This window comes from Streptomyces bambusae, from assembly GCF_020532645.1.
GTDB classification, from domain to species: Bacteria; Actinomycetota; Actinomycetes; order Streptomycetales; family Streptomycetaceae; genus Streptomyces; species Streptomyces bambusae.
Genome location: NZ_JAJAUZ010000005.1, coordinates 125501 through 151395 on the forward strand (window position 1 = coordinate 125501; position 25895 = coordinate 151395).

Sequence of the window (25895 nt, forward strand, 5' to 3'; positions counted from 1 at the left end):
AGTTGCTGACCGAAAATGATCCACTGCGGGGGCGGGGAGACCCCGCGGCGGCGAGGCGGCGGCGTGACCGGTGCCACCGCAGTGGAGCAGTGCTCTGAGCCGTGATCAGCGCTCCAGGACGAGAGCGATGCCCTGGCCGACGCCGATGCACAGCGCCGCAACTCCGGTGCCGGAGCCGGCGGCGGCCAGCTGGTGGGCGACCGAACCGGCAAGCCGGGCGCCCGAGGCGCCGAGCGGGTGGCCGAGGGCGATGGCGCCGCCGCGCGGGTTGACCACGGCCGGGTCGAGGTCGGGCCACTCGGCGAGGCAGCCCAGCGCCTGGGCGGCGAAGGCCTCGTTCAGCTCGAAGGTGGTGAGGTCGGCGAAGCCGCGGCCGGCCTTGCCGAGGGCGCGCTGCACCGCGTCGACCGGGCCGAGGCCGAAGAGCTGCGGCTCGATGCCGGTGACGGCCGAGGTGCGGATCCGGGCGAGCGGCTCGCGGCCGGTGGCGCGCAGGCCCTCCTCGTCGGTGAGCAGCAGGGCGGCCGCGCCGTCGTTGAGCGGCGAGGCGTTGCCGGCGGTGACGGTGCCCTCGGGCCGGAAGACCGGCTTCAGTTTGGCCAGGGCCTCCGGGGTGGAGCCCTCGCGGATGCACTCGTCGCGTACGAGGTCCACGCCCGGGTACGGCGCGACCTCGGCGTCGTACAGCCCGGCGGACCAGGCGGCGGCCGCCTTGCGGTGGCTGGCGAGGGCGAAGGCGTCCTGGGCCTCGCGGCCGATGCCGTGCTTGTCCGCGACGAGTTCGGCGCCCTCGCCGAGGGAGACGGTCCACTCCTCGGGCATCCGGGGGTTGGTCATCCGCCAGCCGAGGGTGGTGGACCACATCTGCTGGTGGCCCGCGGGGAAGGTGCGCTCGGGCTTCTGCACCACCCAGGGGGCGCGGCTCATGGACTCGACGCCGCCTGCGATGGCGACGGAGGCGTCGCCCAGGGCGATGGCGCGGGCCGCCTGGACGACGGCCTCCAGGCCGGAGCCGCACAGCCGGTTCACGGTGACGCCGGGCACGCCGACGGGGAGCCCCGCCAGCAGGACGGCCATCCGGGCGACGTCGCGGTTGTCCTCGCCGGCCCCGTTCGCGTCGCCGAAGACCACGTCGTCGATGCGGGACGGGTCGAGGTCCGGGGTCCGGTCCACGAGGGCGCGGACCACGTGGGCGGCCAGGTCGTCGGGCCGGACCCCGGCGAGCGCACCGCCGAACTTGCCGATCGGGGTGCGGACGGCGTCGACGATGTACACGTCGCGGATGCTCATCGGGGTCTCCAGGGCAGATCCGTGCGGGTCGGGCACGTCCCGGTCGGACGCGCCCGAAGTCTCCTTCCGCCGCCGCCGCCGTGTCAACGGCGGCCCTGGTGGGCGGGGGTGCGGCGGCGCGATGGTGCGCACCGGCAGGTCGGGTGGAGCCCCGCCGGACCGCTCCGGCGGCCGACGGGCCGCGCCGCCGCTTGGCGGGGCCGGCACCATCCCGGGGCGGGCGGGTCCGGGCAGGCCGGGCAGGTCGGGCGGGACCGCGGTCGGCCGGAACCCGCGGACGGCTGGCAGCGGGCGGGTCCGGCGGGCGGGCCGACAGGCCAGCGGCCGGGTGGTCGGGCCGGCCGATCCGTACGGTGTTCGGGCGGGGCCGCAGCGGCGGCGGAGCCCGGGGAGAGCGGCAGGCCGGGTCGGCCGGGCGGGCGAGCAGGCCGGGCGGGCGAGCGAGCGGGCAGGGGGCGGGACCGCCAGTCGGCCGGAACCGGCGGACGGTCGGCGGCGGGCCGGCGGGCGGGCAGGTCTGCCATTCGGCGGGGTCCGGCGGTCGGGCCCAGCGGTACGGCGGTCGGGCCGGCGGGCCGGCGGGCCGGCCGATCCATACGGTGTTCGGGCGGGGCCGCAGCGGCGGCGGAGCCCGGAGCGGGAGGTTGGCCGGATCCGGTCCGGGGGTGCGTCCCGGGCGGATGACACGTGTAACCATGGGGCTCGCACCACGCTTGGCCACCGCCCCGCCGCGCTGACCCGGCCCGGCCCGGCCCGGGGCCTCCCGTACGACACGCAGAAAGGCACGCCCGTGCAGCTGAACACGCACACCTGGGGCGACGGGGACCGGACCGCCCTGCTCGTCCACGGCCTGATGTCCGACCACCGCACCTGGCGGCGGGTCGGGCCGGCGCTGGCCGGGCTCGGCTACCGGGTGATCGCCGTGGACCTGCGCGGACACGGCGCCAGCGGGCGGGGCGCGTACGCCCCGGAGCTGTTCGCCGACGACCTCGTGGAGACCCTGCCCGCCGGCGCCGATCTGGCCCTCGGTCATTCGCTGGGCGGGCTGAGCCTCTCGCTGGCGGCGGCGCGGCTGCGGCCGGCGCGAGCGGTGTACTCGGATCCGGCCTGGACCGTACCGGAGCCGCTGCGGGGGCTGGGGCCGGAGCTGTCCGCCCAGTTCAAGCGGGCCGGGCGGAAGCAGGTCGAGGCGCTGAACCCGCGGTGGGAGGCGGCGGACGTCGACGTGGAGCTGGCGACACTGGCGCTCTGGGACGAGAGCACCGCTCTCGGTCTGGGCGGCACCGCGCTCGCGGGCGGCGGCCTGATGCCGGACACCCCTGCCGTGCCGTCCATGGTGCAGCTGGCCGACCCGAGCTTCCTCGTCTCCCCCGAGCAGGCCGCCGCCCTCGCCTCCCGCGGGTTCGAGGTCCGCACCGTACCCGGGGCCGGGCACACGATCCACCGGGACGACTTCGACGGGTTCATGGCCTCCCTCTCCGGCTGGTTGTGAAACCGCCCCGGCGCCGGGACTGACGCCCGCCGCCCCTCCCCGTTACTGTCGGTACTACCGGTCGGTAACAGGGGGAGGTCCGATGTCGGATGCGCAGGCCGCTGCGGAGTGTGCGGGGCTGGAGGAGACCGCGGGGGCGCTGGCGCGCGGGGAGCTGTCGGCCACCGAGGCGACCCGGCGGGCACTGGCGCGCATCGACGCGGCCCAGCCGGTCCTCAACGCCTTCCGGATCGTCCGTCACGAGGCGGCGCTCGCCGAGGCCGCCGCCTGCGACCGGCGGCTCGCGGCCGGTGAGCGGCTGCCGCTGCTCGGGGTGCCCGTCGCGGTCAAGGACGACATGGACGTGGCCGGCGAGCCCACCGCGTTCGGCTGCCCGGGGGACTTCCCGGCCAAGACGGCCGACGGCGAGGCGGTACGGCGGCTGCGCGCGGCCGGGGCGGTGATCGTCGGCAAGACGAACACGCCCGAGCTGGGCCAGTGGCCGGTGACGGAGGGCCCGGCGTTCGGGGACACCCGCAACCCCTGGCACCACGGGCACACCCCCGGCGGCTCCTCCGGCGGTTCGGCGGCCGCGGTGGCCGCGGGCATGGTGCCGGCGGCGCTGGGCTCGGACGGCGCGGGTTCGGTGCGGATCCCCGCGGCGTGGACGCACCTCGTCGGCATCAAACCGCAGCGCGGGCGGATCTCGACCTGGCCGGACCCCGAGGCCTTCCAGGGGATCACGGTGAACGGGGTGCTCGCCCGGACGGTCGCGGACGCCGCCCTGCTGCTCGACGCGGCGAGCGGGCAGCACCCCGGCGACCTGCACCGGCCGCCGCGGGTGGCGGCACTGGCGGCCGCCCGGCGGGAGCCGCGCCGGCTGCGGATCGCGCTGTCGTTCCGGATGCCGTTCACGGCCACCCCCAAGGCCCTGGACCCGGCGGTGCGGGCGGCGGTTGAGCGGCTGGCGGGGCGGCTGGAGGCGCTGGGGCACGAGGTGGTCCCGGCCGATCCGCGGTACGGGCAGATCGGGCTGACCTTCGTGCCGCGGGCCACGGGAGGGGTCCGCGAATGGACGGCCCGGGTACCGGACCCGGCCCTGCTGGACCCGCGCACCCGGGAGGCGGCCCGGACCGGCCGGCTGCTGGGCGGGGCACCCCTGCGGCTGGCCCGGCGGGCCGAGGGGCTGCTGCACCGGCGGATCGGCGAGATCTTCGGCCGCTTCGACGTGGTCCTCACCCCGACGACGGCCGCTCCCCCGCCGCCGATCGGCCATCTGACCGGCCTCAACGCCCTCCGCACGGACCGGACGATGATCGCCGCCTGCCCGTACGCCTGGACGTGGAACGTCCTGGGCTGGCCCGCGGTGAACGTCCCGGCGGGCTTCTCGCCCGACCGCCTGCCGCTGGGCGCCCAGCTGCTCGGCCCGGCCCGCAGCGAGCCCCTGCTGATCTCGCTGGCGGCCCAGCTGGAGTCGGACCTGCGGTGGTTCGAGCACCGGCCGCCGGCCGTCACGGCGGCGGCCCCGGGCGCTCGCACGGAGGCCTGAGAGCGCCCGCTCGCCCCGGCGGCGGCTGAAACCGGCTGGTTTCGGACGTCCTCGGACGGAGGGGAGGCGGATCCGCGCGGCGAGCCGGGCACCGGCGGCCACCCGGGCGGAGCAAAGCGGAGGATGCCCGGGCGCACACCCTCCGCAGCCGACCGGGTGGGGACCTGCCGGTCACGGGGCCGGGCACCCCGCCCCGGCCGGTCGGCACCGCCCCGCCGGGGATGTTTCGCGTGGAGCGAGCGGGTTGGCACCCATATATTCGGATATACGCCGTGTCCGACGCCACGGCGCGACGCCCGCTGCGTTCAGCCGCCCGATCGCCGCCCGACCCCCGCCCACCAGCGGGTTCCCCGACCGGAACCGACCCCGACCACCCCCCGGCCCACCCCCGGCGATCCTCCACCGCACGGCAACTCCCTTGGCCTGCTTCTGCGTTGGCGCAAAGGGATCTTGCCGCGTCCCCGCGTACCGGATTGGGTGGGGCGGTCACGGTATCGACAGGAGGATCCGGCCATGCCACAGGAGTCGCCCGGCGACCACGACCGACGGGTCACCGAACCCGAGGTCGAGGCGCTGGTCCACGGCATCTGTTTCAAGACAGGCCCGCCCCGATGTACCGGCGCCGAACTCGAATGGCTCGTGCTCGACGCCGACCACCCCGAACTCCCCGTCTCCCCCGAACGCCTCGGAGCCGCGCACGCCGCGGTGGGGGCCCTGCCCCTGCGTTCCCGCCTCACCGTCGAACCCGGCGGCCAGCTGGAGCTCAGCTCGCTGCCCGCCGCCTCCCTGACGGAGTGCGTCGACGGCCTCGCCGCCGACCTGACCGCCGTACGCACCACCCTCGGCGGCCACCGCCTCGCCCTCCACGGCCTGGGCCACGACACCCGCGGAAGCGTCCCGGAGCGCATCCTCCGGCACCCCCGCTACGAGGCCATGGAGACCTTCTTCGACCGCACCGGCGCCGCCGGCCGCAGCATGATGCGCGCCACCGCCTCCGTCCAGGTCTGCCTGGACGCCGGCCACGAGGAACCGGGCCCGCTCGGCCACGGCCGCCGCTGGGCGCTCGCCCACCTGCTCGGGGCCGTGTTCGTCTCGGCCTTCGCCAACTCCCCCGCCACCGGCGGGCCCTACGCCGGCTGGCGGTCGGCCCGGCAGGGCATCTGGACGGACCTCGACGGCCGCCGCACCCTCGCCCCGCCGATGGACGGCGACCCCCGGGCCGCGTGGACCCGGCACGCCCTGGACACCGACGTGATGTGCATCCGGGCCCCCGAAGGGCAGCGGTGGGAGGTGCCCGAGGGGCTCACCTTCCGGGACTGGGTGCGCACCGGCGGCCCCCGCCCGCCCACCGCGGCCGACCTGGACTACCACCTGACGACGTTGTTCCCGCCGGTGCGGCCGCGCGGCCACCTGGAACTGCGCATGATCGATGCGCAGCCCGGCCCGGACGGCTGGCTGGTGCCGGTGGCGGTGGTCACGGCCCTGTTCGACGACCCAGAGGCCTCGGAGACCGCGTACCGCGTGGCCAAGGGCCTGGCCGACCGGGCCGGGCCCGGACCGGCGCCGCGCAATCCGCTCTGGCTGGCGGCCGCCCGGCACGGGCCCGCCGACCCCGACCTGCGGACGGCCGCCGCGGCCTGCTTCCGGGCGGCCGCCGAGGCCCTCCCCCGGCTGGGCGCCACCACCGCGGTGCGCGACGCGGTGACCGCGTTCCGGGACCGCTACGTGGCCCGCGGCCGCTGCCCCGCCGACGAGTTCTACGACCGAGACCGGCACGGAAAGGGACCGAGAACGTGAACGACGTACCGCAGGCCCTCCGCGAGCGCGCCCTGACCGCCCTGTCGGCCGCCCGCGCCCGGACCGCCGCGCTGACGGACTGCGTGGACGAGCAGGACCTGACCGCCCAGCACTCCCCCCTGATGTCGCCGCTGGTCTGGGACCTGGCGCACATCGGCAACCAGGAGGAGCTCTGGCTGCTGCGCCACGTCGGCGGCCGCGACCCGATGCACCCGGAGATCGACTCGCTGTACGACGCGTTCGAGCACCCGCGGGCGGAGCGGCCGAGCCTGCCGCTGCTGCCTCCCGCAGAGGCCCGCAGGTACTCCGCGGAGGTCCGCGGCCGGGTGCTCGACCTGCTGGAGCACACCACCTTCGAAGGAACCGCGCTGCTCGACGACGGCTTCGCCTTCGGCATGGTCGTCCAGCACGAACAGCAGCACGACGAAACGATGCTGATCACCCATCAGCTCCGCAAGGGCGCCGCCGTGCTGGCCGCCCCGGACCCCGGGCCGCCGGCCGGCCCGCCGGTCACGGCCACCGAAGTCCTGGTGCCCGGCGGCCCGTTCACCATGGGCACCTCCACCGAACCGTGGGCCCTCGACAACGAACGCCCCGCGCACGTACGCGACCTGGCCCCGTTCTGGATCGACACGCTGCCGGTGACCAACGCCGACTTCCAGGCCTTCATCGAGGCGGGCGGCTACCGCGACCGGCGGCTGTGGGCGGCCGAGGGCTGGGACCAGATCCGCCGGCACGCCATCGGGGCGCCGCTCTTCTGGCGGCGCGAGCCCGGCGGCTGGGTGCGGCGGCGCTTCGGCGTCACCGAGCCGGTCCCCGCGCAGGAGCCGGTGCTCCACGTCAGCTGGTACGAGGCCGACGCGTTCGCCCGCTGGACGGGCCGGCGGCTGCCCACCGAGGCGGAGTGGGAGAAGGCGGCCCGGCACGACCCGGTCACCGGCCGCTCCACCCGCTACCCGTGGGGCGACGAGGACCCGACCCCGGCGCACGCCAACCTCGGCCAGCGCCACCTGCGCCCGGCCGCCGCCGGCAGCTACCCGCAGGGCGCCTCGCCGCTGGGGGTGCGGCAGTTGATCGGCGACGTGTGGGAGTGGACGTCGAGTGACTTCGAGCCGTACCCGGGCTTCACCGCCTTCCCGTACAAGGAGTACTCCGAGGTGTTCTTCGGCCCCGGCCACAAGGTGCTGCGCGGCGGCTCCTTCGCCGTGGACCCGGTCGCCTGCCGCGGCACGTTCCGCAACTGGGACCTGCCGGTCCGCCGGCAGATCTTCTCCGGCTTCCGCACCGCGAGGGACGCCTGATGTGCCGTCACCTGGCCTACCTGGGACCGGCCGTACCGCTGGGGCGGCTGCTGACCGACCCGGTGCACGGGCTGCTGCGGCAGTCCTGGGCGCCCCGCATGCAGCGGTACGGGACGGTCAACGCCGATGGGTTCGGCGTCGGCTGGTACGCCCCCGGCGACCCGGTGCCCGGCCGCTACCGGCGGGCCGCGCCGGTCTGGGGCGACCTGTCGTTCGTCGACCTGGCCCGGGTGGTGCGCAGCGAGGCGGTGCTGGCGGCGGTCCGGGACGCGACGCTGCCCGGGGCGGACGGGGAGGCCGCGGCCGCCCCGTTCGCCGACGGGACCTGGCTGTTCAGCCACAACGGGGCGGTGCGGGGCTGGCCGGAGTCGGCCGTCCCGCTCGCCTCGGACCTGCCGCCCGCCGAGCTGCTGCGGCTGGCCGCCCGTACCGACTCGGCGTTCGTGTGGGCGCTGGTGCTGCGCCGGCTGCGGGCCGGCGAGGACCCGGGCACCGCGCTCGCCGAGCCGGTCCGCGAGCTGGCCGCCGCCGCGCCGGGGTCCCGGCTGAACCTGCTGCTCACCGACGGCCGGACGGTCGCGGCGACCGCCTGGGGCGACTCCCTGTGGTACCTGTCCGACCCCCAGGCCGGCCGCACGGTCGTGGCCTCGGAGCCCTACGACGACGATCCGCGCTGGGCCGAGGTGCCCGACCGGACCCTGCTGACCGCTTCCCGTACGTCCGTCCTGCTGACCCCGCTCAAGGAGCCTGCACCGTGAGCCGTTTCCTGATGACCCGGACCCTGGACGAGCACGCCGCCGAGGCCGCGCTGCGCGCGGACGTGCTGCACGGCCTGACCGGGCAGCCGAAGGTGCTGCCGCCGAAATGGTTCTACGACAGCCGCGGCAGCGAACTCTTCGAGGACATCACCCGGCTGCCCGAGTACTACCCGACCCGGGCCGAGCGGGAGATCCTGCTGGCCCGGGCCGGCGAGATAGCCGCCGTGAGCGGTGCCCGGACGCTCGTGGAGCTGGGTTCGGGGTCTTCGGAGAAGACCCGGCACCTGATCGACGCGATGCCGGGGCTGGAGCTGTACGTGCCCGTGGACGTGAGCGGGAGCGCGCTGGAGGGTGCGGCGCAGACCCTGCTGGCGGCGCATCCGGCGCTGCGGGTGCACGCGATGATCGCCGACTTCACCCGGCCGCTGGTGCTGCCGCCGTCGGAGGGTCCGCGGCTGGTGCTGTTCCTCGGCGGCACCATCGGCAACCTGCTGCCGGCGGAGCGGGCCGCGTTCCTCGCCGCGGTGCGCCGCATGCTGTCGCCGGGCGATGCGCTGCTGCTGGGCACCGACCTGGTGAAGGACGAGGCCACGCTGGTGGCCGCCTACGACGATGCGCAGGGGGTGACGGCGGAGTTCAACAAGAACGTGCTGGCCGTCATCGACCGGGAGCTGGGCGCCGATTTCCACGCGTACGACTTCGACCACGTGGCGGTGTGGGACCGCGAGCAGGAGTGGATCGAGATGCGGTTGCGGGCCCGCCACGAGGTGGCGGTGAAGATCCGCTCGCTGGACCTGGTGGTGCCGTTCGCCGCGGGTGAGGAGATCCGTACGGAGGTGTCGGCCAAGTTCCGTCAGGAGGGGGTGCGGACCGAGCTGGCGGCGGCCGGCCTGGAACTGACGCGGTGGTGGACGGACGAGGCCGGCCGGTTCGCGCTGTCGCTGGCGACGGCGGCCTGAGCGGCCCTCGCGAGGGTGCGCCGGTCGGGGTGGCGGCCCGCCGGGATCCGCGGCAGCAGCCGGATCTCGGCGGTCACCCCGCGGGCCCGGGCGATCCGCCACAGCGAGGCGGTGAGGGGGTCGTCGCCGACGAAGGCGGGGGCGCCGGCGGTGGACCCGTCGGGCAGCCGGTAGGCGAGCCGGACGGGCTGTACAGGCACCCCGGCGTCCAGTGCGGCCTGGAAGGCGGCGTGCCGGAACGGGCCCTGGTCGCGGCCGCACCAGGTGCTGCCCTCGGGGAAGACGGCCACCCGGTCGCCGGCGCGCAGTGCGCCGGCGAGGGTGGCGACGGTGCCGGGCAGGGCCCGGATGCGGTCCCGGTCGATGAAGAGGGTGCCGGCCGAGGCGGCGAGCGGTCCGAGCACCGGCCAGCGCCCTATCTCGCCCTTGGCGAGCATCCGGGCGGGCAGCACGGCGGCGATGAGCGGGACGTCCAGCCAGGAGACGTGGTTGGCGACGACCAGCCGGCCGCCCCGGGGGCCGGGCCCGCCGGCCGCGTCGATGCGGATGCCGAAGGCCCGGACCAGCAGCCGGCACCAGGCCCGGACAGCCCGGTGCCGGAGCCGGCCGGGCAGCCGGCGTGCGGCCGGTGCGCCGGCCACCCCGGCCAGGAGGACCGCGGCGGCCGCCGCCAGCCGCAGCAGTGCCAGCGGCAGCGGGGCGGGGCGGCCGGGGTGGCCTGCGCAGGCCGGCGGCGTGCAGGGCGCGACGGGCAGCCAGACGCTCATGCGGACGGGACGAGCGAGAGGAAGTGCCGCAGGTAGCGCGGGTTGGTGCGGCGCAGCGACAGCAGGACGTACAGGTCGGCGACGCCGAACTCGGGGTCGTGGGCGGGTTCGCCGCAGACCCAGGCGCCGAGCCGGAGGTAGCCGCGCAGCAGCGGCGGCAGCTCGGCGCGGCCCTGGCGGGGCACGCCGTCGGACGGCCAGGGGCGGCGGGGGGTGACGCGGTACTCCTCGGGCGCGAGGTTGCGGGCGAGGACGGTGTCGCGGGTGGCGGCGGCGAGGGCGCCGCCGTCGTCGAGGGGGACGGAGCAGCAGCCGGCGAGCCAGTTGTGGCCGGTCTGCTCCATGTAGCGGGCGAGGCCGGCCCAGATGAGGGCGATGACGGCGCCGTTGCGGTGGTCGGGGTGGACGCAGGAGCGGCCGACCTCGACCAGGTCGGGGCGGATCGGTTCGAGGCGGCGGAGGTCGAACTCGCCGTCGGAGTAGAGGCGTCCGGCGATGGCTGCGCGCTCGGGCGGCAGCAGGCGGTAGGTGCCGACGACGTCGCCGCGGTCCTCGTCGAGGACGAGGAGGTGGTCGCAGTAGGCGTCGAAGGCGTCGGCGTCGAGGCCGGGCTCGGGGCCGCTGAGGCGGGCGCCCATTTCGCCGGCGAAGACCAGGTGGCGCAGCCGCTGGGCGGCGCGCACCTCGTGCTCGTCACGGGCGAGGCGGACGGTGTAGCGGGCGGGCGGGGCGGGGGCGGCGACGGTGGGGGACGGCGCCGGGGCGGTGCGGGCGGGGGCGGCGACGGTGGGGGACGGCGCCGGGGCGGTGCGGGCGGGGGCGGCGAGGGGTGCGGGCGTGGCGGGCGCGATGCTCATGGCGGCTCCAGGTCCGGACGCGGGAGCCGGGCCGCAGGCGTGCGGCCCGGCTCTTCCACTTGTTCCGTGACCGGCTGGATTCGACATGACGGAGCGGGGGCCCGTACATGTGCGGCGGCTGAATGGTCGGCGGGGCGGTCCTGGTCCGGACGACGGCCCCTGTGCCTGTCGGCGCCTCGGGGCGGGCAGGAGTTCGACGACGGGCCCTGGTGCCGGGGTGGTCAGCGGTCGGAGCTGAGGACCTTGGTGAGGGTGGCGGAGGCGCGGCGGGCGGCGGTCCTGGGGTCCTCGCCGAGCAGGACGGCCGTCATGTAGGGCTTGATCGGGTTCTTCGCCTCGACCTCGGCCCAGCGGCCGGTCTTGGGGGTGGCGCGGCCCTGGGCGGCGCCGACGGCCATGGCGGCGGCGCCCGCGTTGCCCTCGACGACGTGCGCGAGGGTGGTCTTGTTCGGTACGTAGCTCATCTCGCGGGCCAGTTCGGTCTGCCAGTGCTCGCCGACCAGTTCGGTGACAACCTCGATGGCGGCGCGGCGGTGTTCGGTGGCGGCCGGGATGATCAGGTCGGAGCCGCCGGTGAAGACGGCGCCGGGCTTGGCGGCGGTCTTGCCGGGTATCGGGAAGAAGCCGATCTTGTCCCGGAGGGCAGGGGCGGCGGCGAGGATCTGGGAGACCTGGCCGGGCGGGCCGATGATCTGGGCGACCTGGCCGCGGGCGAACACCTCCGCCTGCGGGGGCGTCTCCTCGTCGGCGTCCTTGGGGCCCTGGCCGAGGGCCTGGAGCTCCTGGTAGAACTTCATGCCCCTGAGGGCCTGGGGGGTGTCGAGGGCGCCGTTCCACTGGCCGCCGCCCTCGACGGCGAGCTCGCCGCCCTCGTCCCAGACGAACCCGGCGAGCACGTACCAGTTCTGGCCGGGCAGGTAGATGCCCTGGCGGCCGTCCCCGTCGAGCTTCTCGGTGGCGGCGATCCACTCGTCGCGGGTCTTGGGGAGCCTGGTGACGCCCGCGTCCCGGAACAGCTGCTTGTTGTAGATGACCACGCGGTTGGCGGCGTACCAGGGCACTCCGTACTGGGCGCCGTTGATGCTGCCGGGCTCGGCGAGGCCCTTGAGCCAGTCCTTGGCGCCCCAGTCGCGCAGGCCTTCGAGGGTGAGTTCGCTGAGGCCGTTGGTCTCGGCGTACTGGGCGACCTGGGTGTTGCCGACCTCGATGACGTCCGCGGTCTCCTTGCCGTCGAGAACGCCGTTGACCTTGTCGACGATGCCGGTCCACTCCTGGATCCGGATGTCGAGGTCGATGTCCTCGTGCTGCTTCTCGAAGCTCTTCGTGAAGCGGTCGATGAAGTCGTCGGAGGCGCTGCCCTTCATCAGCCAGACCGTGACCTTCTCGGACCCGCCGTCGCCCGATCCGGGGAGCTGGCCGCAGGCCGTCAGGGCCAGGGTCGCCAGCACGGCCGTGGGCATGGCGAGGAAGCGCTTCTTCACGAATGTCACCTTCGGGGGTTGATCGCAGATGGCTTGAAATTGGCATGGACCAATGCCCGGGTCAAGGGGTTCTGCGGGAGTTTTCTTCACACAAACCGCACGTGACGGGCCCACAACACGGGCCAATTGGGATCAACCACCCACGGGGCAGGGTGTGGCCGAAGCGGATTCCTGTCGGGCGACCGGAATCCGCCGGACGGCTGTGTGTGCGGGAGCGAGCACTCGCCCGTCCGGCGGACGGCGCGGCCGCCACGCCGCGGTCGGCGCGCGCGCCGGGGCCGGGTGGGGCACCGTGGAGTCAGATGCAGCAGTCGACCGACCGGGGAGTCCCCATGTCCAATCACACCTACCGGGTGACCGAGATCGTCGGCACCTCCGGCGAGGGCACCGACCAGGCGATCCGCAACGGGATCGAGCGGGCCGCGCAGACCCTGCGCAATCTGGACTGGTTCGAGGTCACGCAGGTGCGCGGCCACATCGAGGACGGGCGGATCGCGCACTACCAGGTCGGCCTGAAGGTGGGCTTCCGCCTCGACGACGAGGACTGACGGGAGAGGCGGCCGACGCGTGGCCGCGGCACGCCCCACCGCGCCGGCGCCCGCAGCGGGCGCCGGCCGGCCGCCGTCCGCCGGGTGTGAGGGGGCCGGACCCGCTCAGGTCCGGCCCTCACGCTCCTGGGCGTCCTTCAGCGCCTCCGACCCGTCCGCCCAGTCCGCGAGGACCACCCGGAACCCGGCCGCGCGGGCGGCCCGGCAGACCAGCTCGTCGTCGTCGACGAGCATCCGCACCTCGCGCCCGCGGCCGATCCGGCGGAGCACCTCGACCTTGGTGATGCGGGCCGGCCGGCGGTCCTGGTTGCCCCGCATCCACAGCCGGCCCTCCGGCAGCCCCTGCGCGGCCAGCCAGTCCGACGTGGCCTGCCGGCACCGCTCCGGACGGCCCGTCAGGTAGACCACCTCGCACTCCTCGGCGCTGGTCCGGGCCAGCTCCACGCCGCGGGCCAGCGGCGGATCGGCTTCGGCGGCGGCGAAGAAGGCGTCCCAGTCGCGCGGCTTGCGCTCCAGGAAGTGCTGGCGGTGTGCGGTGTCCGCCAGCGTCCCGTCCAGGTCGAACACGGCCAGCGGCCGTCGGCTGTTGTCGCTCATGCCGGTCAGCGTAGGCGGGCCCGCCGACGGCGGCGGGCCCGCGCGGTGCGGCCGGGCGCGCGGCCGGGGCTCAGCGGGTGGCGCGCACCAGCCCCTGGGCCGCCGCGCCGCGGGACAGCACGGCTTCGGTGACCTGCCGGTCGACGGCCGCGTACTCCTCGCGCCGGCCCTCCGGGGCCGGGCCGCAGGACACGCAGGCGACGCGGAACGGCGGTCCCATGTCGGAGTACTGGGTGAAGTACTCGGCCTTCACCACCTGCCAGCGACCCGGGTGACCGGGCCACGGCGCGAAGGTGAACCGCGGCACCGAGGACATGTTGCCGCGCTTCTTGTCGGCGGGGACGAAGCTCGCCACCTGGTCGCCCATGCCGTAGACCACCCACACGCCGTTGACCTTCTCGTACGGCTGCGGCACGTGGTTGTGGGTGCCGATGATCAGGTCGATGTCCGGCATGCCGCCGGTGCGGGCGGCGGTGAGTTCCTTCGCCAGGGTGCGCTGCTGCTCGTCGGGGGCGGTCTGCCATTCGGTGCCCCAGTGGACGCTGACGAGGACCACCTGGGCGCCGGCCCGCCGGGCGGCGCGGGCGTCGTCGAGGATCCGCTGCCGGTCGATGAGGTTCACCGACCAGGGCTTGCCGTCGGGCAGCGGGATCCCGTTCGTGCCGTACGTGTACGACAGTTGGGCCACCTTCGCGCCACCGGCGGTGTACCAGGCGGGTGTTGCCGCCTCCTTGGGGCTGCGGGCCGAACCGACGTGCTTCAGACCGGCCTTGTCGAGGTGGTCGAGGGTGCGGACGAGGCCTTCGTACCCGGCGTCGAGGGTGTGGTTCGAGGCGGTCGAACAGCCTTCGTAGCCGGTGTCCTTGAGGGAGGCGGCCAGCTGGTGCGGGGCCTTGAAGGTCGGGTAGCCGGTGTAGGGGCCGCCGGGCTGCCCGTACGGTATCTCGTGGTGGCACAGGGCGAGGTCGGCGGCGGACACCAGCGGCTTGACCCCGGCGAGTATCTTCCGGAAGTCGTGGCTCTGGCCGCCCGCGCCGGCGTCGTCCGCGGCCCGGGCGATGATCGACGGGTACGGGATGATGTCCCCGGTCGCCACGAGGGTGAACGGGCGCCCCGGGGCGGCGGCGGCCCCGGACTCCCGGGCGGCCCCGGCGCCGGCCCGCAGCCGCCCGTCGGCATCCGCGCCCGAGTCCGCGAGCTTCGGCACCAGCCACACCCCGGCGGCCCCCACGGCGAGCGCGGCGACGGCGGCCACCGCCGCCGGCCGGCGCACCCTGCTCCCGCGGGCTTCCGCCGGCTCCCGCTCGTCCCCGTGGCCGTTGTGCTCCATGCGCTGTCCTTCCGTTCCCCCGCTCACCGCTCCGGCACGCCGCGTCGACGCCGCGCACCGGAGCACATACGTTCGGTGAGACGGTCATACTGTCGCATGGGTTGCCCGGCGGGGCCCCCGGGATCCCGCCGGACGGGCGGGGCGCGCCGGGCGGCCGCTCACGGCCGGTGGGCCACGTTCAGCTCGGCCACCGAGGTCCACGGGTTCCCGCCGGCCTCGCCGGTGGCCCGGAGCCGGACGTAGCGGGCCGCCCGGGGCGTGAAGGCCACCTCCTGCTGCGCACCGGTGTCGGGGAAGGTGCCGGTGGCGGCGGGCGCCGACCAGGTGGTGCCGTCGGCCGAGGTGTACACCTCGTAGCCGGCGATCCGCCCGTTGCGCTGGTTCTGCCGGGGCAGGTACAGCAGCCGCGAGACCTGGTACGAGGCCCCCGGGTCGAGCGTGATCTCGTGCGGCATGGGCGCGGCGGGCGGGGACCACTGCGTGTGCCAGATGGTGGCGGGGTCGCCGTCGAGGACGTTGGCCGCGCGGCCGTCCTCGTAGGCGGTCTCCTCGCTGCCGACGGATGCGACGGACATCTGCGCCTGCGGGACGGTGGCCTCGCCGCTGCCGGTGTCGCCGAGGTCGTCGACGGTCAGGTCGTCGAGGATCAGGTCGGCCTCGTCGTGCGAGCCCTCGGGGGTGGCCTTGCGGATCCCGATCCAGGCGTCCGCGCCCGCGGTGAAGGTGCGGGTGAAGGTGGTGGGGGTGCGGGCCTGGCCGAGGGCGGTGGCGGTCTCGGCGCTGCCGGCGCCGGTGACGAACCGGTAGTCGTCGCCGTACCCCGCGGCGTAGCGGAACTGCACCCGGTAGCTGTGGCCGGGGGTGAAGCGCAGCGTCTGCGGCAGGGTCCGGTAGACGAGCCCCTGCCGTTCCTCGTGCGACTTCAGCGAGTGCTCGCCGCCGATCACGTCGTCGACCAGCTTGCCGCGCCAGCCGGCCTGCGTGTAGGGGGCGTTGCGCCCGGCGACGTGGGTGCGCGGGTCGGTGGCGGAGCCACCGGCGCCGCCGAACGCGAACGGGCCCCAGCCGGCGTCGGGTCCCTCGAAGTCCTCGGCGTACCAGTGGCCGCCGGACGGGGTGCGCACCGAGGGGGTGACGCGCACGTCGTCGAAGCGGACGGTGCCGGGGCCGGCGGCCGCGGACAGTTCGAGGACGGCGGAGGAGGCGCCGGCGGGCACGTCGAAGAGGACCTTCATCCGCTGCATGTTCGTGCCGTTCTTCTCGCTGCCGCCGAGGCTGTCGGTGAGCGGGGAGGAATCGGCGTACCCGGTGGCGGGGGTGCCGCCGGCCGGGGTGACGGCGAGGGTGGCGCGGCGCCCGGCCGGGGTGGCGACCCAGACGGAGGCCGCGCGGGTGCCGGGGGCTGGCGGTGCGGGTGTAGTCGACGACCCGCGGGAAGGCGGGGTCCACGCGGACGGACAGCTCGGGCGAGGCGATGGTGACGGGACCGGCGGCGGGGGCACCGGCCGCGGGCGCGGCAGCCGGCAGCGGAGCCGTCAGACCGGCCGCCACCGTCGCCGCGACCCAGTGGGGGGTTCGCATCGGGTTCTCCCTCGGTACGTCGGGGCCGCGCGTGCGGCCCCGGTTGGCGAGCCAGCCTGGCGCGCGGCCGGGGCGCCGCCCATGGACAAAACCGAGACCGGTCATGGACTTCTCGCCCCGGGCGGGGGCGGGGTGTACCGCGGCTGCGGTACGCGGGGCCGCCCGGGTACGCCGGAAGGAGGGCGGGCGGGTCCGCCTGTGGTCCACCGCCCCGGTGTGGTGCCGCCGTCTAGGGTGCGGGCATGAGGATCAGACTGCCCGGGCGCCGCGGGCGCCTGTTCGCGGGTGCGGCCGCCCTGCTGGTGGCGGTGGGCGCCGGTACCTGGAGCGCGACCGTGTCCGAGGGGCCGCCGGAGGTGCGGCGCACCGACCGGGTGCTGCGGATGCCGGGCGCCGCGATCGACACCTCGTACTTCACCGCGGGCGGGCCGGGGCGGCGGCCGGCGGTGCTGCTCGGGCACGGCTTCGGCGGCAGCAAGGAGGACGTCCGGCCGCAGGCGGAGCGGCTGGCGGGTGCCGGGTACGCGGTGCTGACGTGGTCGGCGCGCGGGTTCGGCGCGTCCGGCGGCCGGATCGGCCTGAACGACCCGGCCCACGAGGGGAAGGACGTCTCCCGGCTCGTGGACTGGCTGGCGGCCCGCCCCGAGGTGCGGCTGGACGCGGCGGGCGACCCGCGGGTGGGCGTCACGGGAGCCTCGTACGGGGGCGCGGCGGCGCTGCTGGCGGCCGGGTACGACCGGCGGGTGGACGCGATCGCCCCGCTGATCACGTACTGGGACCTGGGCGAGGCGCTGTTCCCGCAGGACGTCTTCAAGAAGCTGTGGGCGGGAGTGTTCTTCGGGGCGGGGGCGGTTCCCGGCACCGCGGCTTCCGGGCCGGCGGCCGGAGCCTCTCCGGCCGGGTCCGAAGCCGGGTCCGCAGCAGGGTCCGCAGCCCGGTCCCGTGCGGCCGCAGGCTGCGGCCGTTTCCAGCCCGAGCTGTGCGCCATGTACGAGCGGGTGGCCGTCGCCGGCCGGCCCGACACGGCCGCGCGCACCCTGCTGGAGCGGCGCAGCCCGGCCGCGGTGGCGGGCCGGATCAAGGTGCCGGCGCTGATCGTGCAGGGGCAGGCGGACTCGCTGTTCCCGCTGGACCAGGCCGATGCGATGGCCCGGACGATCGCCGGCAACGGCGCCCCGGTGTCGGTCGACTGGGCGGCCGGCGGGCACGACGGCGGGCTGCGCGAGCAGGGCCGCATCGAGGACCGGGTGCGGACCTGGTTCGACCGCCACCTGAAGGACGACCGGAAGGCGGACACCGGCCCCGCGTTCCGGATCGCGCGGACCGGCGGCCTCGACACCACCGACGGGGAGGTGCTGCTGCGCGGGGCGGCCGCCGGCCGCTACCCGGGGCTCGGCGGCAGCCGCCGGGAGCAGTACGCGCTCACCGGGCCGGAGCAGCGGTTCGCCAACCCGGCGGGCGGCGCCCCGCCCGCGCTGTCCTCGCTGCCCGGCTTCGGCGGGCCGCTCGCGGCCTTCGGCACCGGCCTGTCGGTCGACTTCCCCGGCCAGCACGCCCGCTTCGACTCGGCCCCCGTCGCCCGCGACCTGCGGATCACCGGCTCCCCCACGGTGCGGGTCCGGGTGCGCTCCACCGCCGAGGACGGCTCGGCGGTGCTCTTCGGCAAGGTGTACGACGTCGGCCCGGACGGACGGCAGCAGGTGCTGCCCGGGCAGCTCGCCGCCCCCGTGCGGGTGACCGGCGTACGGGAAGGGCGCACGCTCACCCTGACCCTGCCCGCCGTGGACCACGCGGTGGCGGCCGGACACCGGCTGCGGCTGGTGCTGGCCGCCACCGACCTCGGCTACGCCACCCCGGCGCAGCCCGCCACGTACACGGCGGCCCTCGAAGGCCCGCTGGCCGTTCCGCTGGCGCCGGAGGTGGCCACCGGCGAGGGCGGACTGCCGTGGTGGGTGTGGGGGCTGCCGCCGGTCGCGCTCGCCGTCGCCGGGGCGCTGCTCGCGGACGGCCGGCGGCGCAGCCGGGGTCCGGTGCCGGTGCCGGATCCGGAGCTCGCCGGGGTGCCGCTGCGGATCACGGGGCTGACGAAGCGGTACGCGAAGGGCTCGGACCGGTACGCGGTCCGCGACCTGTCGTTCGAGGTGCGGCAGGGCCAGGTGCTGGGCCTGCTGGGGCCGAACGGGGCGGGCAAGACGACGACCCTGCGGATGCTGATGGGGCTGATCCGGCCGGACGCCGGGGAGGTCCGGGTGTTCGGGCACGCGGTGCGGCCGGGGGCGCCGGTACTGTCGCGGGTCGGGGCGTTCGTGGAGGGCGCCGGCTTCCTGCCGCACCTGTCGGGGCAGGCCAACCTGGAGCTGTACTGGCGCTCCACGGGCCGGCCGGCGCAGGACGCGCACCTGACGGAGGCGCTGGAGATCGCCGGGCTCGGCGATGCGCTGGAGCGGGCCGTGCGCACGTACTCGCAGGGCATGCGGCAGCGGCTCGCGCTGGCCCAGGCCATGCTGGGGCTGCCCGACCTGCTGATCCTCGACGAGCCGACCAACGGCCTGGACCCGCCGCAGATCCGCGAGATGCGCGAGGTGATGATCCGGTACGCCGCCGCCGGTCGGACGGTCATCGTCTCCAGCCACCTGCTGTCGGAGGTGGAGCAGTCCTGTACGCATCTCGTGGTGATGGACCGGGGCCGGCTGGTGCAGGCGGGTCCGGTGGCGGAGATCACCGGCGGCGGGGACACCCTCCTGGTGACCCTGGACGGCCCGGCGGACGACCCGGCCGCCGGGAAGGTGGCCGCGCTGGAGGGCGTGGCCTCGGTGGTCCGTACGGACGAGGGGCTGCTGGTCCGCCTGGACGGGGCCACCCCGGCCGGCCTGATCGCCGAACTCGTGCGGCTGGACCTGCCGGTGACCGGCGCCGGTCCGCACCGGCGGCTGGAGGACGCGTTCCTGACCCTGATCGGAGGCCCGGCATGAGCGTGCGCAGTGAGGCGCGGACCCAGGACGCGGCGGCGGAGGGCGCGCCGGGCTACCGGGCCCGGCACACCCTGCCGCTGCGGGTGGAGGCGCTGCGGCAGTGGCGGCGGCGCCGCACCCTGGTGATGGGCGGGGTCCTGGCGGCGCTGCCGTTCGTGCTGGTCATCGCCTTCGCGGTGGGCGGCGGGCCCTCGGACGACCGGGGCGGCGGGGGCCGGATCACGCCGATCGACGTGGCGACGGCGTCGGGTGCGAACTTCGCCGTGACCTGCCTGTTCGTGTCGGCGGGCTTCCTGCTGGTGGTGCCGGTGGCACTGTTCTGCGGGGACACGGTGGCCTCGGAGGCGAGCTGGTCCTCGCTGCGGTACCTGCTGGCGGCTCCGGTGCCGCGGTGGCGGCTGCTGTGGAGCAAGCTGGTGGTGGCGCTGGCCTTCAGCCTGGCGGCGATCGTGCTGCTGCCGCTGACGGCCCTGGCGGTCGGCACGGCCGCGTACGGCTGGGGCCCGCTCCAGCTGCCGACGGGCGGCGAGCTGGGCGCCTCCCCGCTGCCCCGGCTGGCGCTCGCCACCGGCTACGTCTTCGTGTCCCAACTGGTCACCGCGGGGCTGGCGTTCTGGCTTTCCACCCGTACGGACGCCCCGCTGGGCGCGGTCGGCGGTGCGGTGGGTCTGACCATCGCGGGCAACGTGCTGGACGCGGTGACCGCCCTGGGCGACTGGCGCGAGTTCCTGCCGGCCCACTGGCAGTTCGCCTGGCTCGACGCCCTGCAGCCGCAGCTGGAGTGGGGCGGCATGGTCCGTGGCGCGGCCGTCTCCGCGTCCTGCGCCCTGGTCCTGTTCGCCCTGTCCTTCCGGGGCTTCGCCCGCAAGGACATCACCTCCTGACCACCCTCGGGCACGGGCGGCCGCGGGACCGGCCCCAGGGGGTGTTGCGAAGGTCCCGCAACACCCCCTAAGCGAGGTGGACCGACGGCGTCTCCGGCCGCGCCTCCAGTTCCAGGAGCCAGATCTCGTTGGCGCCCGGCCGGAGGAGCGGGCCGGGGACGTAGAGGGACTGCTGGGGGCCCCGGGACCAGTAGCGGCCCAGGTTGAAGCCGTTGATCCAGGCGAAGCCGCGGGTCCAGCCGGGGAGGGCGAGGGCGGCATCGCCGGGCGTGGTGACGTACGCGGTGCCGCGGTAGAGGCCGGGGGCGGCGGCGGGGGCGGCGGCGGACGGGAGGGTGCGGACGCGGACGGCGTCGTCGAAGGCGTCGAGCCGCAGGCCGCGGGCGCGCACGCCGTGCAGGTACTGGCGCTCGTGGCGGATGCCGCCGGTGATGCCCTTGGGTTCGCCGAGCCGGGGGCCGTAGTTGACGCGGCCGAGGGACTCCACCCACAGGTCGACCAGTGCGGGTCCCGGCACCGGCTCGGGCAGCCGGTCGTCCTCCTCGGTGAGGACGCCGGCCCGGACGCCGTCGACGAGGACGACGGCCCGGTCCCGCAGGCCGGGCACGCTCAGCGGGTACGGCTGCCGGGGTCCGGGCACGGTGGCCCGGTAGCGCACCAGGCCGCGGTCCACGCCGAGTTCCTCGAAGGTGGGCGGGGCGCCGAAGGTCCGCTCGGTTCCCCCGAGGGCGGCGAGCACGTCGTCGAGGGAGGTCCAGGCCGAGAGCTCGGCACTGACGGGTGCCCCCAACTGGGGTGGTTCCGGCGGGAGTTCCGGCAGCGGCACATCGGAGAATTCGGCGAGGACCGCCCGGAAGGCCGCGAACTTCGCCGTGGGGCGGCCCCGTTCGTCCACCGGTGCGTCGTAGTCGTACGAGGTGACGTCGGCCCGGAGCGGACCGTCGTGGAGGTCGCCGTCCCGGTTGGCGCCCGCCCAGCCGCCGAAGCTGGTGCCGCCGTGCGCCATGTACAGGTTGACGGACGCGCCCAGGGAGAGGATCTCGCGGAGGGTGGCGGCGGCCTCGGCGGGGTCGCGGCGGGCGGGGGCGCCGCCCCAGTGGTCGAACCAGCCGCACCAGAACTCCCCGCACATCAGAGGGCCCTTGGGCTGGTGCCGGCGCAGGGTCTCGAAGGCCTCGGCGGGCCGGGAGCCGAAGTTGACGGTGGCGAGGACCCCGGGCAGCGATCCGCCGGTGAGCATGTGGTCCTCGGGGCCGTCGGAGGTGAACAGCGGCACGGTCACCCCGCCCGCCCGCAGGGTGTCGGCGAGGTGGCGCAGGTGGCGGGTGTCGGAGCCGTAGGAGCCGTACTCGTTCTCGACCTGCACCAGCACCACCGGGCCGCCGCCCGGTGCGGTGCTCTGGTGCGGGACGATCATCGGGAGGAGTTCGGCGAACCAGGCGTCCACGCACGCCAGGTACTCGGGGTCGCGGGTGCGGATGCGGTTGCCGAGGGCGCCGGTCACCCAGTGCGGCAGGCCGCCGTTCTCCCACTCGGCGCAGATGTACGGGCCGGGCCGGACGATCGCCCGCAGTCCCGCCTCGTGCACGGCGGCCAGGAAGCGGCTGACCGCGGCCACGTCCCGGTACCGGCCGGGGTGCGGCTCGTGCAGGTTCCACGGGACGTACGTCTCGACGCAGTTGAGGCCCATCGCCTTCAGCATCGCGAGGCGGTGGCGCCACTGCTGCTCGTGCACCCGGAAGTAGTGCAGGGCCCCGGAGAGCAGCCGTACCGGCCGCCCGTCCTGCTCGAAGTGATCCTCACCCACGCGGAATTCGCTCACCGCCCCAGCATCGCCCTCTGGCGGCCCGCCGGTCCATGGACAAAGATCGGCGGTGCATGGACGGAGGTCGGGCGGTGTATCACACGTGGATGCGGTACTTCACCCCCGGACCGGTGCACCACCGGCTCGGGCTGGTCTGCCTCGGGGTGGGGCTGCAGTACGGGACGCTGCCGCCGGTGGGGCCGCGCGTCCTCGACCACCACGTGGCGGTCGTGGTGTCGGCCGGCAGCGGCTGGTTCCAGTCGCCGGACGGCAGCCGGCTGAGGGTCCGCGCGCCCGCGCTGATCTGGCTGGTCCCGGGCCGCGAGCACGCGTACGGGGCGGATCCGGTGACCGGGTGGGACGAGTGCTTCGTCGACTTCACGGGCCCGGCCACCGCCACCTACGCGGAGCTGGGGTTCATCGAGCCGGACCGGCCGGTGGTGCCGCTCGGGGAGGCGGAGGGGGCGCGGGCGGTCGTCGGGCGGATCGCGCGGGCCGCGCACCGCGGCAACCCGCTGCTGGAGGTGGAGTCCTCGGCGGCCGTCCACGAACTCCTCGTGGTGCTGCGGCGGGCCCGGGCGGACGCCGCGCCCGAGGGCCATCCGGTGCTCCAGGCCCTCACCCGGGACGCGTTCCTGCCGCTGTCGGTCGCCGAGCACGCCGCACGGCACGGCATGAGCCCGGCGGAACTGCGGACGGCGGTCCGCCGCGGCTCCGGGTGCAGTCCGAAGGACTTCCTGCTCGGCATCCGGCTGGGCCGGGCCAAGGAGCTGCTGGCGGCCACGGACCTGCCGGTGGCGGCGGTGGCCCGGCGGGTCGGCTACCACGATCCGGGCTACTTCTCGCGCCTGTTCACCCGCCGGGTCGGGGTGGCGCCGGTCCGGTTCCGCGAGCAGCAGGGCCGGACGGTGCCGGGCGGCTGGTCGCACCAGGTGCCCGACCCGGCCCGGCCGCCGACGCTGGGCCCGGCGGCATGACCGGTGCCGGTGCCGCGCGCCGCGGCGGCCGTGCCGCCGGCCGCCGGGCGATCCTGGACGGTGGGCGCTGACCTGCCGGTATCGATTTCCGGGTACGGTCACGGACAGGGGTGTGGACGGCCGGTCCACGAGCAGGCGACCGGGCGGCCACGGCGGAGCATCCACGGAGAAGGCAGAACGGACATGGCACGGATGGAGTTGCGGCCGCATCAGCGGGAGGCCGTCGATGCCGTGCTGCGCGCCCTCACCCCGCCGCCCGGCGGGCCGCACGGCCGGCGCGGGCTGCGCACCCAGGTGATCATGGCGACGGGGTCGGGCAAGACCCTGGTGGCCGCGCGCGCCGCCGAGGAGCTGCGGGCGCACCGGGTGCTGGTGCTGGTGCCGTCGCTGGACCTGCTCACGCAGTCGGCGGCCGGCTGGCGGCAGGCCGGCCGGCACGGGCCGGTGGTCGGGGTGTCCTCGCTGCGCGAGGCCGACGCCGGGTTCCGCAACACCACGGACGCCGGGCAGCTGGCCGCGTGGTGCCGGGAGTCGCCGCGGGTCACGGTGTTCGCGACGTACGCCTCGCTGGGGCTGGGCGTCATCGAGCGGGCGCACCGGTCGGGACTGCCGGAGTGGGACCTGGTCGTCGTGGACGAGGCGCACCGGACGTCCGGCCGGATCGGCAAGGCGTGGGCGGTGGTCCACGACAACGAGCGGGTGCCGGCGGTGCGGCGGCTGTACATGACGGCGACCCCGCGGCTGTGGCAGGCGGGCGAGGAGGAGCAGGCGGGCCGTCCCGGTGCGGAGAAGGCCGGTGCGGGCGAGCTGGTGGCCTCCATGGAGGACGATCCGGCCGGGCCGTTCGGCGCCGTCTGCCACGAGCTGACCCTGTCGGAGGCCATCGACCGCGGGATCGTCGCGCCGTACCAGGTGGTGTGCGTGGACGTGACCGATCCGGGGTTCCAGGCGGCGGTGCTGCTGGGTGCGGACGCGCGTTCGGACGCGGTGCGCGGGGCGCGGCTGGCGGCCCTGCAGACGGCCGCGGTGAAGGCCGCCACGGAGGAGGGGCTGGGCCGCACGCTCGTCTTCCACCAGCTGACGAAGGAGGCGGAGGCGTTCGCCGCGGGGCTGCCGGAGGTGGCGCGCCGGCTGCACCACACGGACCGGGCGCGGTTCCCGCGGGAGGTGTGGGCGGACTGGCTGTGCGGGGAGCACCGGCCGGCGCACCGCCGGGAGGTGCTGGAGAGGTTCGCGACGGCCCGGGGCGGCTTCCTCAGTTCGGTGCGGGTGCTGGGCGAGGGTGTGGACACCCGCTCGTGCGACTCGGTGTTCTGGGCGGACGTACGGGGTTCGATGCCGGACCTGGTGCAGGCGGTGGGCCGGGCGCTGCGGATCCGGCCGGGTGAGGGAAAGGTGGCCTCGCTGGTGGTGCCGGTGCTGCTGGGCCCGGGCGAGCGGCCCGACGACATGCTGTCGTCGCGGGCGTACGGGGACCTGGCCCGGCTGCTGGAGGCGCTGCGCGCGCACGACGCGCGGGTGGTGGAGGCGCTGGCGCAGCCGCAGGCGCCGGGCGCGTACCAACCGACCGGCCGTGGCGCGGGGCGGCAGGCCCGCGGGCTGAGCGGGCCGGCACGGGAGCTGCTGAAGTTCTCGGTGCCGCGGGATCCGGCGGCGCTGGCGGCCTTCATCAGCCTGCGCATCCTCAGCCCGGAGACCACGCACTGGAACCGCGGGCTGGCGGCGGCCGCCGCGTACGCGCAGCAGGCCGGGGACCTGCGGGTGCCGTTCGGCTACCGGACCCCGCAGGGGCCGGAGGCGCTGCCCGGCGGACCGGCGGACTTCCCGCTGGGGCAGTGGATCGCGGACGCCCGGCGGGCCCGCAAGCTGGGCCGGCTCGCGCCGGAGCGGGCCGCCCGGCTCGACGCGCTGGGGATGGTCTGGTCGCACTTCGACGTGGCCTTCGAGGAGGGCCTGGCGGCGGCGCAGGCCTGGGCCGCCGAGCACGGGCACCTGCTGGCGCCGCTGGACACCACCTGGCAGGGGTATCCGCTGGGGGTGTGGCTGAAGAACAACCGGGCGGCGGCCCGGCGCGGCGCGCAGGCCCCGGGGGGGCTGTCCGAGGAGCGGCGGCAGGCGCTGGAGGACATCGACGCGGCCTGGTGCCCGGACTGGCCGATCTCCTGGCAGCGGTGCTTCCGGCTGGTGCGCCTGCACACGGCGGCGGGCGGCGCGGTGCCGCAGGTGCCGGGCGAGCGGGTGGTGCAGGGCGAGGACCTGGGGGCGTGGGTGCAGGCCCAGCGGCTGGGCTGGGACGGCCTGGCGATGGCCCAGCAGTGGATGCTGCAGCACGTGCTGGGGCTGCTGCCGGCGGAGGCCGGGGAGCGGCCGCCGGCGCGGGTGCCGCATCCGGACAAGTGGGCGGCGAACCTGGCGGCGGCCCGGCAGTTCGCCGGCCGAGAGGGCCATCTGAAGGTGCCGCGCACGCACGTCGAGACCGTCGGCGGTACGGCGTACCGGCTGGGCGCATGGGTCGCCAACGCCCGCAGCCGGGCGGCCCGGCTGGCGCCCGAGCGGGTGGCGCAGCTCGATGCGCTCGGCATGCGGTGGGCGGAGTCGGGGGCGGGGCGACGGTGACGGGGGCCGTCCCCTTCGCCGGCCTTGTCAGGAGGCGAGCGGGAGGCCGTGGGCGAGGCGGAACGCGCCCTCCTCGCGGTGGACGTATCCCTCGTGGCTGAGGGTGCGCAGCAGGTGGTACGTGGTGGGCAGCGGGATCCCGGTGACCCGGGAGAGGCGCTTGGCGGTGGCCGGGCCTTCGGCGTGCAGCACTTCGACGAGCCGCAGGGCGCGCTGCACGGAGCCGATGAGGGTGGGGGCGGAGTCCTTCGTGGGATGGTCGGTGTCGGTGTCGGATGCCATCAGTAACCCCCTGATGCGAACGAACGGGACGACCTGCCACGCCGGTACGACCGGACGTCACATGCCATCAAAGC

Annotated in this window: 19 protein-coding genes and 1 pseudogene; 11 read left to right on the forward strand and 9 right to left on the reverse strand. The window is 75.9% G+C overall.

Annotation, left to right across the window (positions count from 1 at the left end):
• Nucleotides 1-105: 105 nt before the first annotated feature.
• On the reverse strand, nt 106-1290 hold the full coding sequence (locus LG634_RS05580) for a thiolase family protein (RefSeq protein WP_226732484.1): 1185 nt from the start codon (nt 1288-1290) through the stop codon (nt 106-108).
• A 790-nt stretch (nt 1291-2080) separates the two neighbouring features.
• Between LG634_RS05580 and LG634_RS05585 the strand changes: the two genes are divergently transcribed.
• From LG634_RS05585 to egtD, 6 genes are all read left to right on the forward strand, one after another.
• Nucleotides 2081-2782: an alpha/beta fold hydrolase gene (locus tag LG634_RS05585; protein WP_226732485.1), complete on the forward strand. Its 702-nt coding sequence runs from the start codon at nt 2081-2083 to the stop codon at nt 2780-2782.
• Between the two features lie 82 nt (nt 2783-2864).
• Entirely contained in the window at nt 2865-4310 is a 1446-nt protein-coding gene (locus tag LG634_RS05590; protein ID WP_226732486.1) for an amidase, read from the forward strand.
• 513 nt (nt 4311-4823) lie between these two features.
• Nucleotides 4824-6107, forward strand: a complete 1284-nt coding sequence (gene egtA / locus LG634_RS05595) for an ergothioneine biosynthesis glutamate--cysteine ligase EgtA (protein WP_226732487.1) — start codon at nt 4824-4826, stop codon at nt 6105-6107.
• Nucleotides 6104-7408, forward strand: a complete 1305-nt coding sequence (gene egtB, locus LG634_RS05600) for an ergothioneine biosynthesis protein EgtB (protein WP_226732488.1) — start codon at nt 6104-6106, stop codon at nt 7406-7408. Before egtA ends, egtB begins: the two co-directional genes overlap by 4 nt.
• On the forward strand, nt 7408-8166 hold the full coding sequence (egtC, locus tag LG634_RS05605; protein ID WP_226732489.1) for an ergothioneine biosynthesis protein EgtC: 759 nt from the start codon (nt 7408-7410) through the stop codon (nt 8164-8166). Before egtB ends, egtC begins: the two co-directional genes overlap by 1 nt.
• The gene (egtD, locus tag LG634_RS05610; RefSeq protein ID WP_226732490.1) at nt 8163-9125 is read left to right on the forward strand and encodes an L-histidine N(alpha)-methyltransferase; all 963 of its coding nucleotides are present in this window, start codon (nt 8163-8165) and stop codon (nt 9123-9125) included. The genes egtC and egtD overlap by 4 nt, the downstream gene beginning before the upstream one ends.
• Here egtD and LG634_RS05615 read toward each other — a convergent pair.
• From LG634_RS05615 to LG634_RS05625, 3 genes are all read right to left on the reverse strand, one after another.
• Nucleotides 9020-9892: a lysophospholipid acyltransferase family protein gene (locus LG634_RS05615; protein ID WP_226732491.1), complete on the reverse strand. Its 873-nt coding sequence runs from the start codon at nt 9890-9892 to the stop codon at nt 9020-9022. The two genes, egtD and LG634_RS05615, sit on opposite strands and share 106 nt — an antisense overlap.
• Nucleotides 9889-10749, reverse strand: a complete 861-nt coding sequence (locus LG634_RS05620; RefSeq protein WP_226732492.1) for a GNAT family N-acetyltransferase — start codon at nt 10747-10749, stop codon at nt 9889-9891. The genes LG634_RS05615 and LG634_RS05620 overlap by 4 nt, the downstream gene beginning before the upstream one ends.
• Before the next feature lie 221 nt (nt 10750-10970).
• Entirely contained in the window at nt 10971-12230 is a 1260-nt protein-coding gene (locus LG634_RS05625) for an extracellular solute-binding protein (protein ID WP_372482375.1), read from the reverse strand.
• 332 nt (nt 12231-12562) lie between these two features.
• Between LG634_RS05625 and LG634_RS05630 the strand changes: the two genes are divergently transcribed.
• Nucleotides 12563-12778, forward strand: a complete 216-nt coding sequence (locus LG634_RS05630; RefSeq protein WP_226732493.1) for a dodecin — start codon at nt 12563-12565, stop codon at nt 12776-12778.
• Nucleotides 12779-12883: 105 nt separating this feature from the next.
• Here the strand turns inward: LG634_RS05630 and LG634_RS05635 are convergent, their stop codons facing one another.
• From LG634_RS05635 to LG634_RS05645, 3 genes are all read right to left on the reverse strand, one after another.
• On the reverse strand, nt 12884-13375 hold the full coding sequence (locus LG634_RS05635; RefSeq protein WP_226732494.1) for a phosphatase domain-containing protein: 492 nt from the start codon (nt 13373-13375) through the stop codon (nt 12884-12886).
• A gap of 70 nt (nt 13376-13445) precedes the next feature.
• Nucleotides 13446-14705 (reverse strand): CapA family protein, encoded by a 1260-nt coding sequence (locus LG634_RS05640; RefSeq protein ID WP_226732495.1) that lies wholly within the window; start codon nt 14703-14705, stop codon nt 13446-13448.
• Nucleotides 14706-14863: 158 nt separating this feature from the next.
• Nucleotides 14864-15949 (reverse strand): discoidin domain-containing protein, encoded by a 1086-nt coding sequence (locus tag LG634_RS05645; RefSeq protein ID WP_226732496.1) that lies wholly within the window; start codon nt 15947-15949, stop codon nt 14864-14866.
• Nucleotides 15950-16528: 579 nt separating this feature from the next.
• Between LG634_RS05645 and LG634_RS05650 the strand changes: the two genes are divergently transcribed.
• Both LG634_RS05650 and LG634_RS05655 read left to right on the forward strand, forming a co-directional pair.
• Nucleotides 16529-19258, forward strand: a complete 2730-nt coding sequence (locus LG634_RS05650) for an alpha/beta fold hydrolase (protein ID WP_226732497.1) — start codon at nt 16529-16531, stop codon at nt 19256-19258.
• Nucleotides 19255-20142 (forward strand): ABC transporter permease, encoded by an 888-nt coding sequence (locus LG634_RS05655; protein ID WP_226732498.1) that lies wholly within the window; start codon nt 19255-19257, stop codon nt 20140-20142. The genes LG634_RS05650 and LG634_RS05655 overlap by 4 nt, the downstream gene beginning before the upstream one ends.
• Before the next feature lie 67 nt (nt 20143-20209).
• On the opposite strand, the gene LG634_RS05660 is transcribed toward LG634_RS05655, so the two are convergent.
• Entirely contained in the window at nt 20210-21964 is a 1755-nt protein-coding gene (locus LG634_RS05660) for a glycoside hydrolase family 35 protein (RefSeq protein WP_226732499.1), read from the reverse strand.
• A 74-nt stretch (nt 21965-22038) separates the two neighbouring features.
• Between LG634_RS05660 and LG634_RS05665 the strand changes: the two genes are divergently transcribed.
• Together LG634_RS05665 and LG634_RS05670 are read left to right on the forward strand one after the other, a co-directional pair.
• Nucleotides 22039-22923, forward strand: coding sequence for a helix-turn-helix domain-containing protein (locus LG634_RS05665; protein ID WP_226732500.1), 885 nt, complete (start codon nt 22039-22041; stop codon nt 22921-22923).
• Nucleotides 22924-23106: 183 nt separating this feature from the next.
• Nucleotides 23107-25539 (forward strand): DEAD/DEAH box helicase, encoded by a 2433-nt coding sequence (locus tag LG634_RS05670; RefSeq protein WP_226732501.1) that lies wholly within the window; start codon nt 23107-23109, stop codon nt 25537-25539.
• Nucleotides 25540-25593: 54 nt separating this feature from the next.
• On the opposite strand, the pseudogene LG634_RS38410 reads toward LG634_RS05670, so the two are convergent.
• Nucleotides 25594-25821 (reverse strand): annotated as a pseudogene (locus LG634_RS38410) (helix-turn-helix domain-containing protein); the annotation flags it as partial.
• Nucleotides 25822-25895 lie beyond the last annotated feature (74 nt).